This is a genomic window from Veillonella ratti, from assembly GCF_003992115.1.
Taxonomy (GTDB): Bacteria; Bacillota; Negativicutes; order Veillonellales; family Veillonellaceae; genus Veillonella_A; species Veillonella_A ratti.
The window spans coordinates 85,044-100,342 of sequence record NZ_RQUX01000005.1 but is presented as its reverse complement, the minus strand read 5'-3'; the positions used below and the strand labels follow the sequence as shown (position 1 = coordinate 100,342).

Genomic DNA, 15,299 nt, shown 5'->3' with positions numbered 1-15,299 from the left:
GTTAGTTAGCACTGCGTATATTAAGTTTTGAGCGGAGTTTTTGGCAAAATAACCTTGCTACGGCTGAGGTTTTGGATTTAACCATTCGCTCCAACTGAGTTCAAAGCCTGTCTGATAATTCTGCTGTACATAGCGATAGAACTTGTTAATCATAACAGCTTTTTCCTCGTAATAGGGAGCCTTCCAAGTATCTTTATCGGATGTAGCAGCCACATTATTGCCACCAATCAACTGCTGGCGCGCTAAAATATCGGCTAACGGTACATCCGGGTTTTTCATAATGTCATACATAGCCATAAAGGCCGTGGTACGGCCTTTGCCGGCTTCACAGTGGAAGTGGAGCCATGCGTTCTTAGGCAAGGTTTTGTAAAAAGCGATAAACCGATCGATGGAGGCTTCATCCGGCCAGGTGTGATCGGTAGCGGTAAAGCGCACATAGCGTAAGCCCAACTCTTTGGCTACTGTTTCCTCGGTTTTGGCTGATGTAACCGTAATCGTTTGCTCGTTAAAGGCGTTTTTATCAGCATCTAAAGAAGCGATAGGAAGGGCTGTATTTACCAATTTATTGGCGTAGTCCCGTTCTTCATTGATGATAGTTTGATAAGATTTGCCCACATTGCCCCAGTTGCGTTTGCCATAGTGACTCACAGGAATTCCGTTTACAAAAAGGTGGGTTTCCTGACGCAAGTCTACTACATAAATCGGACCGTCGGTCTTGGTGCGCAAGGTATTGGCGATTTGTGCCAATTGTTCTGCTGATGGCTGAGAACTGCCGGAGATATTCAAGGTATCCAGGCCCTTGCGGGTAGGTAAATTGGTATCTGTTTTAAAACGGTCGCGATACGTGCGAAAAGCCGGAGGTAAGGTAGCCGTATTTTCGTTATCTTCGCGCCACATATACGTCGTATAAGGGTTAATCAAACGTTTATCGGCATATAACTGATTGGGATTTATCGCCGCTTGAGTCTGCTTGGCGACAGCTTTTGAAGTTTTTTGATGTTCATTTTTACTCTCTAAGAGCGTTTCCTGTGTCGGCAATTGCAGACGGGGGATGGCTTCTTTTGGCAAAACGGCTTCGCTCGCAAAAGCTGTGCCGTATAGCGTCGTGCCGATGATGGTCATCATGGCGGCGCGTTGCCAAATGGAGTTTGATTTTCTTTTCATAGGCTTATTCTTTCTAAGATGTAAATTCTAAGATGTAAATTTTTAGGATTTGAAATAAATAGCGCATTCTGAGAAATAGCTCAGAGTGTTTTAAGTATAGCACATCTTACAATTTTGTATATATCGAATATGGTGAAATTCGGGAAGGCTACGGAATAAAGCAAAAAAGCCTGCAAATCTGATTTCACAGGCTTTCTTGTGTGTTGTGTGTGTTGTGTGTTGTGTGTTGTGTGTTTGTGTGTTTGTGTTTTATGTGTTTGGTTTTTAAGTGTGTTGTGTTAGAGAGGTATTAAAAGCGGGAATAGCTTTTAAAAGTTAACATCCGTGTAGGATGTAGGAGCATTGTGCTCGTATTGACGGTTAGCGTCATATTTTTTCATAGGTTTTTGGCCCTTGTGGTGTTCACCGGGATGATGTTTTTGACCATCCATCATAGGAGGTTGACTCATAGGAGGCATACCTTGCGGACCACCTTGGCCGCCCATCATAGGAGGCTGACCCATAGGAGGCATACCTTGCGGACCACCTTGGCCGCTCATCATAGGAGGTTGCCCCATAGGAGGCATACCCTGTGGACCACCTTGGCCGCCCATCATAGGAGGTTGCCCCATAGGCGGCTGACCTTGACGACCATCTGGGCCATTCATCATAGGAGGTTGCCCCATAGGCGGCTGACCTTGACGACCATCTTGGCCATTCATCATAGGAGGTTGGCCCATAGGGGGCTGACCTTGACGCCCATTTTGCCCATTCATCATAGGTGGTTGGCTGTGGCGTTCCATGCGTTGACCTTGCTCGGAACGCTGTTCATTAGCTTGCGGTTGCATTCTGTTGTCGCCATTTGGCTGATACTGGCGTTCCTGACCACGATGGAATTGGCGGTCATAGGCATTTGGCATTTGACCGGCATCGGTGCGGTTAGCGCCGTAGTTAGCTTCCGGCATTAAGAAGATTGCGGTATTAGCTTCTACCTGGTTACGAGCCATGGAACGGGCGCGTAACATTCTGTCATAAATGGTAGGGCTATTGGAACCGTCATCTTGTACGGTGGCCGTTTGAGGGTCCTCTATACCGGCACTTGCGGTTGTTACGTGAGTTGTGGTTACTTGTTGTGTTGCAGCCGGCTCAGTAGCCATTGAGGTACCCCAAAGGGTGCCGCCTAGAACACCTAGCAAAGCAACCTTTCTCAATAAATTCTGAGTCGATTTTTTCATACTAAGACTCCTTTGCTATATTAACGAGAGATAGTGTAGCAGAACTTTTTGTAACTCAATCATGGAATAACGAAATCTTTTTAGTAACTTTACCGATTTCGTCTTCATCTAATTTTGAAAACTCAGATTGAACTTTTAGTTTTCTGCTATGGGTATAGCATACAGGGGAATTATGAAATTTGTATGTAAAATTCGTGAAATTACGGTGAAAATTGGATGTATAGGAAATGAACCGAAATATAAGATGTTATTTATATATATAAGAAAAAATTTTTCCGTATAACAGCAGGAAGTTTTTATTTAATAAACGTAAAAACCATGATACAATAGATACGGTTCAAATTTGGTAACCTGTTGGAACCCCATAATCGGGTAAAATTATAATAATGATTATGCGAGGTACTAAGTTGTGAGTTAAGCTTAAGGAGGTAGGTTATGACGGATGCAGAATATATGCAGGAAGCGTTAAAAGAAGCCAAAAAAGCCTATGACCTTGGCGAAATTCCCATCGGTGCCGTTATTGTTAAAGATGGCGAGATTATTTCACGTCATCATAATCGCCGTGAATTAGATCACGATGCCACGGCCCATGCGGAGATTTTAGTCATTCGCGAGGCTTGTGAAATACTTGACCGTTGGCAGTTGACCGGTTGCACGCTTTATGTTACTATAGAACCGTGTCCGATGTGCGCCGGAGCCATTATTAACAGCCGAATTGACCGCGTTGTGTATGGCAGTAGCGATTACAAAGGTGGCGCTGTAGAATCTTTATTTAATGTACTGACCCATCCGGGCTTGAATCATGAGCCTGAGATTTTAAGCGGTGTTATGGCCGACGAATGCAGTCAGATAATGAAAGACTTTTTTAAAGAGCGTCGTAAAAACAAGGAGAAGTACCCAAGAGGCTGAAGGGACCGCACTCGAAATGCGGCAGACCGGCAACGGTGCGAGGGTTCAAATCCCTCCTTCTCCGCCATTAGTTTTAATTAATAACTAAACATATAAAAGAACCCTATAAACAATGTTAAAAATACATGTTTATAGGGTTTTTATATATATTTATAAGATTCTTAATATCTTAATTTTGCTTAATTGAATTTTGGGTTATGCCGTAGTAAACTTATAAGTAAATAGTTTATTTTATAAATATCGAGGAATTTAAGGGCTGGGGGCGAAAGATATGATAGAAAAATATATGGGGAGAATTGTAAACATTGAAAAATTTCAGAGCCGTGGTATTTATTTAGAGCAAGGAGTGAAAGGCTTTAATCAATATAAATACGCTAACTATCCAGGTGGCAATGGTACTTATGTGGTAGGAGGGGAATATTACGGCGTAGTTTTAAATGTTAAAATTTATATATTTGACTTAAAAAAATCCATTACTTTTAACGTATATAACAATATTCTTGAATTTACTGGTAAAAAAAGAATTTCTTCACAACTTTTCGGTAAAATAAAGTCTAAAGAAGGGAATAAGGTTAATGTATATGTCGAGAATGGAGAGTATTCTTTTGACTTTCGTAAATTGTTGGATTTGTAGAATTGGTTATCCTGTTAAATTATCATAAGTATATAAATATAATTATTATTCTGTTAAATGTTTTATTCGTTTAGAGAATTATAATAGAGCTAACAAGTCTATATAGTAAAATTATTTAAAATAATAGTTGTTATTTTGAACATAATTTTAAACTATATTAAACTGATTAAATAAGAAGGAAGTTCAGGATATAGGTTGACGTTTAGATTATGTTGTCAGAAAATTTATCGAATAGAGATATCGGGAGGCATACACATGAACGATAAGTGGCTTGATTTTGCAATTCGAATCCAAAGTATAGCGCAGGCAGGGCTGGAATATGGCAAGGACAAATACGATTTGGAACGCTACCGGGAACTTCGCCAAATTGCTGCTGAAATGGTGGCTGTTAAAACGGATATTCCGGTGGGCAAGGTGTATGATATCTTTTGCAATGAAGAAGGGTACCAGACGCCGAAGATTGATACCAGGGCTGCGGTGTTCGTTGATGGTAAGATTCTCCTCGTTCGAGAAAATACCGGTAAGTGGTCACTCCCGGGCGGCGGGTGCGATGTAGATCAAACAATTGCCTCCAATACGGAAAAAGAAGTGAAAGAAGAATCCGGCTATGACGTAAAAGCTAAGCGCCTTATTGCAATTCAGGATTGGCGCAAGCATAATGTAACGAACTTAATCTATGGGGTTTTCAAAGTGTTTGTTATGTGTGAATTTGAGGGCGGTCATTTTGAAGAGAACATCGAAACAACGGCAACGGGATTTTTCAGCAAAGACGAAATTCCGGATAATATGGCCGTTGAAAAGTGCTCAAAGGAGCAGGTTTTGATGTGCTTTAAAGCCTATGAAAATCCGGAAGCACCGGCTTTGTTTGATTAATTGATAGTAATCGTAATTAAGATATTAGTTAATAATAAAACCTCTACGTGAACGGTGATTACCACGCGTAGAGGTTTTGTATATTATTTTATCTTCTGAATCCAACTCTGAATTTCTTTCGTTGAGGTACGTAAGGTAAATTCGTCAAAACGTACATTCAAGCCGTTTTTCACATCAGCACCTTGGCAGCTATCTTTTATATCTTCAAAAGTATGGCCAAGCCAGCCGCCATTGGTGGCAAACGGATAAATAGTTTTGCCCGTAAAGTTGTGATTTTTCAAAAACGTATGCATGGCCGGAGCGAAGGTGTACCACCATACGGGTGTGCCCAAAATAATAGTGTCATATTGGTCAAGATTAACAGTAATCGGTTTGAGTTCCGGACAATAGCCGGCTTTTACTTCGTCATTGCCTTGAGCTACTACTTGGTTATAGCTTCCTGTATACGGTGTATTTGTGTCAATACGTAGCGTATCAAAACCGGTTTCTTTAGAAATAATATCAGTAATATGCTTTGTATTGCCACGATAGGAATAGTAAATTATTAATGCTTTCATTATATTCGCCTCTAATCTTTTTAATACTAGCTTTAAGTTTAAAAAAGTATAATCCTTGAAGTCGACTCTAAGTCAAGTGTAAGAAGGAATTTACATTTTGAAAAAGAGGAATTATCATCTCGCATATTGAATATTATTTAGATAAGAGACTATTTTGGAAGAAAGGAGGAGGCTGATGATAACCTATTTAGTAATCGGTGGTATTGTGCTTCTGGGGATTGAAGCAGTAGTTCCGGGGACCTGTGTATTCGGTGTAGCCGGTATGATTGCCTTATTGGCGGCACTTTATTTATTTTTAGGGGCCGGTGCCATGGCATCGATAGTAGTGGCCTTTGTAGCCGTAATTTCGCTCATTATAGGCATTGTGTTGATTAGAGAAGTGCCGAATAGCTGGATAGGTAGACGCTTGACCTTATCGCTGGAGTCCACGAAGGATCGCGGTTACAGCGGTAATGATGAACGAGTAGATTTATTAGGTCAAGAAGGTGTAACACAGTCAGTATTACGACCGGCTGGACGGGCTCTTTTCGGTGAAAACATTATTGATGTAATTACGGACGGTGAGTTTTACGAACCGGGTACTAAAGTCGTGGTAGTCGCTGTTACCGGTGGCCGTGTAGTAGTTCGCAAAGTTGAGTCTGAAGTTAAATAATCTTAAATTTTTATATAAATAAATGAGGAGGTCCTATGGAAGCGTTAGTTAATTTTAGTTTTATGTTTATTGTTGTTTCCGTCGTCATAGTCGCAGCCCTGTTTTTCCACTTTGTACCGTTAGGACTGTGGATTTCAGCTTTGGCGGCCGGGGTTAATGTAGGTATTTTTACTTTGATTGGGATGCGCTTACGTCGTGTATCGCCGTCGAAGATTGTTTTGCCATTGGTAAAAGCCAATAAAGCGGGCCTTTCCGTTAATGTAAATCAGTTGGAAGCTCACTATTTGGCCGGCGGTGATGTAGACCGCGTTGTTGACGCTTTAATTGCGGCTGAACGGGCGTCCATTCCGTTGACTTTTGAACGTGCTGCCGCCATTGACTTGGCCGGTCGTGATGTGCTTGAAGCGGTTCAAATGAGTGTTAATCCTAAAGTTATTGAAACCCCGACGATTTCCGCCGTTGCGAAAAACGGTATCGAACTTAAAGTTCGCGCCCGTGTAACGGTGCGTGCCAATATTGATCGCTTGGTCGGCGGTGCCGGTGAAGCGACGATTATTGCTCGTGTCGGCGAAGGTATCGTAACGACTGTAGGTTCTTCGGAAGAACATACGGATGTACTTGAAAATCCGGATCACATTTCCCGTACCGTATTGAATAAGGGCCTTGATGCGGGTTCGGCTTTTGAAATCTTGTCCATCGATATTGCCGACGTTGATGTAGGACGTAATATCGGGGCTCAGCTTATGACGGATCAGGCGGAAGCGGATAAGAATATCGCTCAGGCGAAAGCCGAAGAACGTCGTGCCATGGCTGTTGCAAAAGAACAGGAAATGAGAGCTTACACGCAGGAAATGCAGGCGAAAGTTGTGGAAGCGCAGGCCGAAGTACCACAGGCTTTATCGCAAGCATTGCGTGATGGTCATATGGGTGTTATGGATTATTACAATATGAACAATATTATGGCAGATACCAAAATGCGTGAGACTATCGCTGAAGGGGAAACCACTGAACTGACAACTCAGCCAAATCCGCGCAATAAATAGCGGAGGTAAGCTATGGATTTGGGTTTATTAGTCGTATTGATTATATTGGGGAATGTTATTTTGAGTACTCGTAAAAAGAAGCGTAATCCTCAAGATGGTAATCCTAATGAAGACAATACGAATGTAGAAAATAGGACTGATTACGATTGGTCAAATCCGGGTGAGCAGAACCGTCCGGGACCGCGGTCACAGCAACCGACGAATCCTATGCCGCCAAGTGAAGGGCAGCGTAATCGTACAACGGGAGGCATGGGGCCTGCAGGCAATACGCGAACCGGTAACGCTAAGGCGAGCAGTCGCAGCGAAGAGGCTATGACCTGGGAAGAAATGGAGCGGCATTACGGCATTAAAATGGAACGTAAGACGCCAACGGCGCCACGGCCGACAACCATCTCTAACGAAGCACCGCGTCCTCAAGAAGCGGCGTTACCGCGTGAAGCCTCACTGCCACAAGAAGCTTCGAGACCGGAATCTGTGCCTGTGCCGAACGATGTAAGACGGGAAGAACCGGTTATCGTGGTGGCCAGACAGCGTGTAGAGCCAACTGTAGAACCGGCGCGCCGGGATTCGGCGCGTCAACAAACGACGACAACGGCAGCTACGCGTCAAACTGCGACTCGCCAGGCGCCGAAGACGGCTACGATTTCGCCGAATCGTACAACCATACCATCGGCACAACCGGCTAAAACGGTGCCGGCTCCGAATGTATGGCAACCGACTGCGTCTATGACGGGGCGCCATGTTTTTCACGGTGGCAATCATCGCCTGCCGCCGGGCGGCTTAAAAGCAGGGATTATGTGGTCTATGATTTTGCAACCGCCTAGAGCTAAACAGGGAGGCTATCATCGGTAATAAAAGCTGACAATTGTCATGCGGCCGATTGTAACAGATGTGACAATTTTTACAAGTGTGACAATTGTCACAACTCCCTTATTACATTAGATTTATACTGATTATTGGTTTGATTTGTATGCGCATTGCTTAATGCTATTAAATCAAATAGAGACATATTTCGTCCCTCGAGTCGTGTTCAATATTGACGCGGTTCGGGGGACGTGTTACGATTGAACTAGTTGTATTTGAAGTTGATATAAGTATGTCATTATAAAGAAACGAGAGGGATATAAGATGACATTTTTAACAGAAGAGGTGAAAGCACGCCTCATCAAAGATTTACCGAAGTTCGCTAAAGTAAGCGAACAATTCTTTAACAAAGAAATTTCAGTTAACGACTACAAAGGCTTGTCCGGCCCGTTCGGTACCTATGCAGAACGCGGCGCTAATACGGGCATGTTCCGTTTGCGTTTACCGGGGGGACGTATTACGCAAAAGCAACTAGCCTTCTTAGCTGATTTATTCACACGCAATGATTTGCCACATTTACATTTTACGACCGGTCAATCTATTCAGATTCATAGCCTTCAGGGTCCGCAAATTATTGAAATGTTTAAAGAATGCCATGCGCAGGGCATTTATTCCCGTGGTGGCGGCGGTGACCATCCGCGTAATATTGCGGCCAGCCCATTACGTGGTGTAACACCGGGCGAACCGTTTGACATTACACCATATGTACAAGTGGCCAGCGAATATATTTTGACGTTAATTCCTGATTTTAAAATGCCGCGTAAACTTAAAATTGCGTTTACGAACGGTCTTGAAAATGCTACCCACGTAACCTTCAAAGACTTAGGTTTCTGGGCTCAAGCTGACGGCACGTTTACGGTATATGCAGCGGGCGGTCTCGGCGGCAATCCGCGTAAAGGCATTTTATTGGCTGAAAAAGTAGATCCATCCGAAATGTTATACTACATTAAAGCTATGGTTCGTACGTTTATTGAAAATGCGGATTATAAGACTCGCAGCAAAAACCGTACTCGTTACATGGTTGCTGAAATGGGCGAAGATAAATTCCGTGAAACATTCAACAAATTCTTGTTGTTCACTAAACGCGTGGAAGATTTGGACTTCACTTTGCCTGATACTAAAATCACTAAAACCGGTTCCGGTAAATTATCTCAAGAAGAATTGGCGAAAGCTAACGGCTTAATCGGTGAACAGGTTCAAGACGGTTTATACTATGTATACTATCATCCGGTAGGAGGCCATGCGCAGCCGGTAGTGGCTCGTGACGTATTCCAATACGTAGGTTCCTTGGAAGGCACCGAAGCTCGTATGACCGGTGAAGAAGGCACGTATTTCATTAACTTGACGGCTGATGAAGCACGCAAAGTGTATGACTTAATCAAAGATGACAGCTCTACTTCCAACTTCTCTGCCAGCGTATGCTGCGTAGGCGCTTCTAAATGTCAGGTAGGTTTCCAGAACTCTCAGGCCGCGTACAAAGATATTTTGGCGCACTTAAAAGCGGAAGGTATTGATGACAGCTTATTGCCAAAAATCCACATTTCCGGTTGCCCATCTTCTTGTGGTACTCATCAAATCGGTACATTAGGTTTACACGGTTTTGTAAAACAAGTAGACGGCAAACCGCAACCGGCCTTCAATTTATTTAAAGGCGGTAGTGATGAATTGGGCGTTGTAACGTTCGGTGAACCTTTGGGTGCCATTACAACCGCTGATTTACCGGCTTTCTTTGCTGAATTGGCTAAGACTTTAAATGATGCCGGCGTGGCCTATGATATTTGGATTCAGGATCATGAAGCCGATTTTGAAGCGTTGGCTAAAAAATATATCTAATAAAACTCGGTTAATTTAGGTGCTTAGGGAAGATTATATCCCTAAGCGATACCAAAGTAACTGCATATAACAAAAGCCCTCTCACGACTTGTGAGAGGGCTTTTTGCATGCCTGGTTTAGAGGCTGCCTTTAAGAGCGAAAGCTGTAGGCAAGCAAAACGCCTTCACGGTATGCGAAGGCGTTTCTAATTTATTTTTCTTAATTTTTCAATTCATCCAAGAAATCGGCAATACGTTTTAACGCTTCTTTAATATTCGCTAAGGAATTAGCGTAGGCAACGCGCACGAAGCCTTCACCGCAATCACCGAAGGCATTGCCCGGCACGACGGCTACGTGTTTGGCGTAAAGTAATTTTTCACAGAAGGTTTCCGAATCGAGGCCGGTGGAGCGGATGTCCGGAAACACATAGAAGGCACCTTCCGGTTCGAAGCAAGTGAGGCCCAATTGGTTAAAGGTTTTAACCAAGAGGCGACGACGAATATCGTACTGATCGCGCATGTATTCAATATCTTTATCCCCGTGTTTCAACGCTTCAATGGCAGCATATTGAGCAACCGATGGGGCGCTCATGATGCCGTATTGATGAAGTTTTGTCATTTGGGTGATAATTTCTTTTGGACCGAGCGCCATGCCGAGACGCCATCCCGTCATAGCGAAGGCTTTGGAGAAGCCGTTAATGACGATGGTTCGTTCTTTCATGCCCGGAACTGATGCGATGGTTACATGTTGTTCGGATCCGTAGGTCAACTCGCTGTAGAGTTCATCGGAAATAACGAGCAAGTCATGTTCTTCGATGACTTTGGCGATTTCCTCCAAATGTTCACGGCGCATAGTCGCACCGGTTGGATTATTAGGGAATGGCAAAACGAGCAATTTGGTTTTAGGTGTAATGTGGGAGCGAATATCTTCGGCCGTAAGGCGGAAGTTATTTTCCGCTTTGGTTTCCACCGGTACGGACACACCTTTGGCTACTTCCGTAAGTGGCGTGTAGCAAACAAAGCTAGGCACCGGAATGAGTACTTCGTCACCTTCGTTAATGAGGGCACGAAGAGCTAAATCGATGGCTTCAGAACCGCCAACAGTGACCAGAATGTCAGTAGCGGGATCATACGTTACATCGTATTTACGAGTGAACCAACGGCTGATTTCTTCGCGTAAGTCCGCAAAACCGCGATTTGGTGAGTACCAGGTCTTACCTTTTTCTAAGGTATCGATACCGGTTTCACGAATATGCCATGGTGTGGTGAAATCCGGTTCGCCGATGCTGAGGGAAATAACATCATCAATTTCGCTGGCAATGTCGAAGAATCGGCGAATACCGGACGGTTTTACATTGGACAGCTCACGATTTAAAAATTTATCATAATTAATCATAGAACACATTACTCCTTGTTTCTTTTTGTTCTTCGTCATGGTAGATTACATTACGGTCTTTGTAGCGACTCAAGATAAAGTGCGTCCCCGTGCCTTGTACACCTTCCAAAGTGGAAAGACGACGTGCTACAAAGAGGGCGATATCGCGCATGCTTTGACCCTGAATGATAACGGTCAAATCATAACCGCCGGACATGAGATAGACACCTTCCACCTCTTCGAATTGCATGATGCGGTGGGCGAGTTTATCGAAGCCTTGATCAGGTTCCGGTGTAACTTTTAGTTGAATGAGGGCAGTTGCCTTATTGGCATCGATGGCTTCCCAGTCAATTACGGCTTGATAGCCTTTGATAATGCCTTCCGCTTCGAGCGCGGCGATACGTTCAGATACCTCAGCTTCGGCTACACCTAACATGGCCGCCAATTGGTCATGGGTTAATTTCGCGTCTGTCGCCAAAAGGTCGAGCAGCTTTTTGTCAGTAGCAGTTACAGTAAAATTACTCATAATTAATATCTCCTTTCAAAGGTCGGAATCGAAGCATCCGAGGTATCAGACAAAAAGTATATGTTCTGCTTATAATAGCGTCTTTGTCTGAGAATTTAGCGATTTTGTCTGACGAGATTATGTCTGTCGGGCAATTTCGTATACAATTTATTGTACCACTCTTTAGTGTTGAATTAAATAGAAAAATCATTATTAATGCATTTTATGTATGAGATGAATGCGTTATAATCAAAATGAGAGGTGGACTATTTTAATTAGAAATATAAAAAGCTGTGTACAGATACCCAACGAACTGTACACAGCTTTTGTTCTATCAATGTTTCTATCAACGTATCAAAGCATATGTTTTATTTAGTTACTACTTTAAGTTCTACAGGAATCTTGCTTTCTACTGTTTCACCTTTGATAACTTTGGAAGCAGTATCTACAGCAATTTTACCCATCAATTCAGGTTGTTGTGCGATAGTAGCCGCTAAGGTGCCGTCTTGAACAGCTTTTTCAGCATCGGCAGTACCGTCAAAACCTACGATGAAAACTTGTTTGCCTGCCGATTTAGCAGCTTGGATAGCACCAAGCGCCATTTCGTCATTGTGAGCAAAAATAGCTTTTACATCTGGGTTAGCTTGAAGAATGTTAGTGGAAACGTTTAAGCCTTTAGTGCGGTCAAAATCAGCACTCTGTTTAGCTACCACGTCTAAAGATTTGTCGGCTACATTGTGGAAGCCTTGACCACGTTCGCGCGTAGCGGAAGCGCCCGGGATACCTTCGATTTCAGCAACTTTAGTGCCATTGCCGAGTTTGTCGACGATTAACTGGGCTGCCATTTCGCCGCCTTTTACGTTATCGGACGCGATGTGAGCGACAACTTTACCTTTGTCGGTAGAGCGGTCAACAGTGATAACCGGAATATTTTTAGCATTGGCTGCTTCAACGGAAGTAGCAATCGCTGCGGAGTCAACCGGGTTAACAATCAATACGGATACGCCGCTTTCTAATAAATCGGCAACGTCATTAGCCTGTTTTGCAGGGTCGTTTTGAGCGTCAACGATTTTAACTTTAAGGCCTAATTCTTTAGCCTGTTTTTCAACACCGTCTTTTAAAGATACGAAGAACGGATTGTTTAAGGTGGATACGGAGAAACCGATAGTACCTTGTTTTTTATCGCCACCACCATTGTTGGAAGAGCCGCAACCGGCTACGAGACCGATAACTAAGATTACGGCAGCGATGACTGTTAATAATTTTTTCATTCCTAACCTCCTACGCTTTTTTGCGGTCCCCGAGGACTGCAAGTAGAATTACAATACCTTTGACGATTTGTTGATAGAAACTGGAAACGTCGAGAATATTTAAACCATTGTTGAGGGTGCCGATGATGAGGGCACCGATTAAGGTACCTACGATGTGACCACGACCGCCGGCAAGACTGGTACCGCCCAATACTACAGCGGCGATGGCGTCAAGTTCATAGCCCATACCGGCTGTCGGCTGCGCTGAATTGAGGCGGGATGTAATGATGGCGCCCGCAATGGCACTGAGCATACCGGTTAAGGCATAAGCAAAGATTTTAACGCGGTTAATTTTAATACCCGCGATATAACTTACCTTTTCACTGCCGCCGATAGCATAGGTCTGACGGCCAAGGGATGTTTTTTGCAAAACAAACCATAAAATAAGGAAGGATACAAACATGGTAATGGCCGGTACGGGCAGGCCTGCAATGTCGCCTTGGCCAAAACCGTGGAACAAAGGATCACTGGTCAAACCGCTGATAGGGTTGCCGTCTGTAAATACTAAGGTGGCCCCGCGATAAATGGTCATGGTAGCCAAGGTGGCGATAAATGGTGCCACTTTGCCGTAGGCAATGACAATACCGTTGATACCGCCGAGGATAATGCCCACGCCGGCGGAGGCGAGAATTGCCACTTCCGGATTCATGCCGCCAACAATGAAGTTGGCCATGATGGCACTGGATAAGGCAAGAATGGAGCCTACGGATAAGTCGATACCGCTCGTCAAAATAACGAAGGTCATACCGAAGGCGATGATGGCGTTAATGGAAACTTGGCGCAATAAGTTGCGCAAGTTGGAGAATTCCAAGAAACTGTCGTTAAGAAATGCGATGATAATAAATAAGGCAATCAGGCCGATGAGCGGGCCTAATTTTTTGAGTGTTTCCGTAATATTCTGGTTCATTATTGTCCTCCTGTTGCTAGGTTCATGATGGCTTCCGGTGTGGCGTCGTTGTGGTTTAGTATACCTGCAACGGCTCCTTCGTGAATAACCATGACCCGATCACTCATCCCCAATACTTCAGGGAGTTCCGAGGAGACCATAATAATGGAAACCCCTTGGCTCGTTAATTCATTCATTAAATCGTAAATATCGCGTTTGGCACCAATGTCGATACCGCGAGTCGGTTCGTCCATGATGATGATGGAAGGGGATAGACCAATCCATTTGGCGATGACTACTTTTTGCTGATTACCACCGGATAACGAGGAGGCCGGTAAGTGAACCGATTGAGTTTTGACGCCTAAGCGTTTGGATAAGTTGTCCGCAAAATCCACCAATTTATTGCTGTTGAGCACATGATTTGGACATACTTGGCCAAGATTAGGCAAGGTAATATTTTTGCCGATGGAAAAATCAAGAATCAGGCCTTCTCCTTTGCGGTCTTCCGTGATGAAGGCAATCCCGGCTTTAATCGCATCTTCCGGTTTTTTGAAATGGAGATGTTCGCCGTTCAAGGTAATTTCACCACCATCATGTTTGTCGATGCCGAAGATGGCGCGCATGATTTCCGTGCGCCCGGCCCCCATGAGGCCGGCTACGCCCAATATTTCGCCTTTACGTAAATCAAAGGAAATGGTGCTGTTGAAATCTTTCGGTTTTAAGCCGTTAACGGTGAGAACCACGTCTCCCGGTGCCGTGGTTCTATCGGGATAAAATTCATCGATGGAACGACCTACCATGTGACGAACCACTTCATCAACCGATGTTTCTTGAACAGGCTTGGTGCTGATGGTGTGGCCATCGCGCATAACGGTAATAACATCACATTCACTGAACACTTCTTCCATGCGGTGGGAGATGTACACAATGGCTACGCCTTGGGCTTTTAATTGGCGCATCATGCGGAACAAGGTTTCCGTTTCGCGTTCGGTGAGTGCAGCGGATGGTTCGTCCATAATAACGACCTTCGCATCGAGCATGAGTACACGCAAAATTTCCGCCATCTGCTGTTGACCGACTGAGCATTGTCCCGCTTCTTTCGTGAGCGGTAATTCAATATTTAATTCCTTGCATTTGGCCTGTGCTTCAGCGAGCATGGATTTTTTATCGAGCATGCCGAGACCATTGCGTTTCGGTTGCATGAGATACAGATTTTCCAAGAGGCTTAGATTAGGCCAAATGTTTAATTCTTGATGGATAAAGGCAATCCCGTTTTTCTCTGCTTCACGCGGATTGGCGAAGATCGTGGCGACGCCATCGACCGTAATAACACCGGCATCCGCTTTATGTAAGCCTGTAAGAATGTTCATCAAGGTAGATTTACCCGCCCCGTTTTCCCCCATGAGGGCGTGAACTTCACCGGCTTTTAGGGTGATGGCCACGTCTTTGAGAACTTGGTTGGTTCCAAAGGCTTTGGCAATCCCTGTCATTTTGATTTCCAT

15 protein-coding genes and 1 tRNA gene are annotated in these 15,299 nt (G+C 44.1%); 8 read left to right on the top strand and 8 right to left on the bottom strand.

The annotated features are described in order from the left end of the window. Window positions 1-57: 57 nt before the first annotated feature. Both EO124_RS03590 and EO124_RS03585 read right to left on the bottom strand, forming a co-directional pair. Window positions 58-1,164, bottom strand: a complete 1,107-nt coding sequence (locus EO124_RS03590) for a phosphatase domain-containing putative toxin (RefSeq protein ID WP_127058368.1) — start codon at window positions 1,162-1,164, stop codon at window positions 58-60. Between the two features lie 308 nt (window positions 1,165-1,472). After that, window positions 1,473-2,378: a hypothetical protein gene (locus EO124_RS03585; protein ID WP_127058367.1), complete on the bottom strand. Its 906-nt coding sequence runs from the start codon at window positions 2,376-2,378 to the stop codon at window positions 1,473-1,475. A 435-nt stretch (window positions 2,379-2,813) separates the two neighbouring features. Between EO124_RS03585 and tadA the strand changes: the two genes are divergently transcribed. The 4 genes from tadA to EO124_RS03565 all read left to right on the top strand — a co-directional run bounded on the left by tadA (window position 2,814) and on the right by EO124_RS03565 (window position 4,794). Then, the gene (tadA, locus tag EO124_RS03580) at window positions 2,814-3,287 is read left to right on the top strand and encodes a tRNA adenosine(34) deaminase TadA (RefSeq protein ID WP_127058366.1); all 474 of its coding nucleotides are present in this window, start codon (window positions 2,814-2,816) and stop codon (window positions 3,285-3,287) included. Then, a tRNA-Ser gene (locus tag EO124_RS03575) sits at window positions 3,266-3,354 on the top strand. Before tadA ends, EO124_RS03575 begins: the two co-directional genes overlap by 22 nt. 204 nt (window positions 3,355-3,558) lie before the next feature. Beyond that, on the top strand, window positions 3,559-3,921 hold the full coding sequence (locus EO124_RS03570; RefSeq protein ID WP_127058365.1) for a hypothetical protein: 363 nt from the start codon (window positions 3,559-3,561) through the stop codon (window positions 3,919-3,921). 255 nt (window positions 3,922-4,176) lie between these two features. Beyond that, a complete protein-coding gene (locus EO124_RS03565) occupies window positions 4,177-4,794 on the top strand; it encodes an NUDIX hydrolase (protein ID WP_127058364.1) in 618 nt (205 codons plus the stop codon). Between the two features lie 83 nt (window positions 4,795-4,877). Here EO124_RS03565 and EO124_RS03560 read toward each other — a convergent pair whose 3' ends face one another. Next, entirely contained in the window at window positions 4,878-5,351 is a 474-nt protein-coding gene (locus tag EO124_RS03560) for a flavodoxin (protein ID WP_127058363.1), read from the bottom strand. A 175-nt stretch (window positions 5,352-5,526) separates the two neighbouring features. Here EO124_RS03560 and EO124_RS03555 point away from each other — a divergent pair, with 175 nt between their 5' ends. The 4 genes from EO124_RS03555 to EO124_RS03540 all read left to right on the top strand — a co-directional run bounded on the left by EO124_RS03555 (window position 5,527) and on the right by EO124_RS03540 (window position 9,743). Further along, on the top strand, window positions 5,527-6,003 hold the full coding sequence (locus EO124_RS03555) for an NfeD family protein (RefSeq protein ID WP_127058362.1): 477 nt from the start codon (window positions 5,527-5,529) through the stop codon (window positions 6,001-6,003). Window positions 6,004-6,065: 62 nt separating this feature from the next. After that, entirely contained in the window at window positions 6,066-7,046 is a 981-nt protein-coding gene (gene floA, locus EO124_RS03550; RefSeq protein ID WP_206512531.1) for a flotillin-like protein FloA, read from the top strand. 12 nt (window positions 7,047-7,058) lie between these two features. Continuing rightward, on the top strand, window positions 7,059-7,898 hold the full coding sequence (locus tag EO124_RS03545; protein WP_127058361.1) for a hypothetical protein: 840 nt from the start codon (window positions 7,059-7,061) through the stop codon (window positions 7,896-7,898). Between the two features lie 276 nt (window positions 7,899-8,174). Continuing rightward, complete coding sequence (locus tag EO124_RS03540; RefSeq protein WP_127058360.1) at window positions 8,175-9,743, top strand: nitrite/sulfite reductase; 1,569 nt, start codon at window positions 8,175-8,177, stop codon at window positions 9,741-9,743. 198 nt (window positions 9,744-9,941) lie between these two features. Here EO124_RS03540 and EO124_RS03535 read toward each other — a convergent pair whose 3' ends face one another. The 5 genes from EO124_RS03535 to EO124_RS03515 form a co-directional block, all read right to left on the bottom strand. Further along, window positions 9,942-11,117 carry an aminotransferase class I/II-fold pyridoxal phosphate-dependent enzyme gene (locus tag EO124_RS03535; protein ID WP_127058359.1) on the bottom strand — a complete coding sequence of 392 codons (1,176 nt, stop codon included), beginning with the start codon at window positions 11,115-11,117 and terminating at the stop codon, window positions 9,942-9,944. Then, window positions 11,110-11,622: an Lrp/AsnC family transcriptional regulator gene (locus EO124_RS03530; protein WP_127058358.1), complete on the bottom strand. Its 513-nt coding sequence runs from the start codon at window positions 11,620-11,622 to the stop codon at window positions 11,110-11,112. The genes EO124_RS03535 and EO124_RS03530 overlap by 8 nt, the downstream gene beginning before the upstream one ends. A 347-nt stretch (window positions 11,623-11,969) precedes the next feature. After that, on the bottom strand, window positions 11,970-12,872 hold the full coding sequence (gene rbsB, locus EO124_RS03525) for a ribose ABC transporter substrate-binding protein RbsB (protein WP_127058357.1): 903 nt from the start codon (window positions 12,870-12,872) through the stop codon (window positions 11,970-11,972). Window positions 12,873-12,882: 10 nt separating this feature from the next. Next, window positions 12,883-13,818 (bottom strand): ABC transporter permease subunit, encoded by a 936-nt coding sequence (locus EO124_RS03520; RefSeq protein WP_127058356.1) that lies wholly within the window; start codon window positions 13,816-13,818, stop codon window positions 12,883-12,885. Next, window positions 13,818-15,299 (bottom strand): sugar ABC transporter ATP-binding protein, encoded by a 1,482-nt coding sequence (locus EO124_RS03515; protein ID WP_127058355.1) that lies wholly within the window; start codon window positions 15,297-15,299, stop codon window positions 13,818-13,820. The genes EO124_RS03520 and EO124_RS03515 overlap by 1 nt, the downstream gene beginning before the upstream one ends.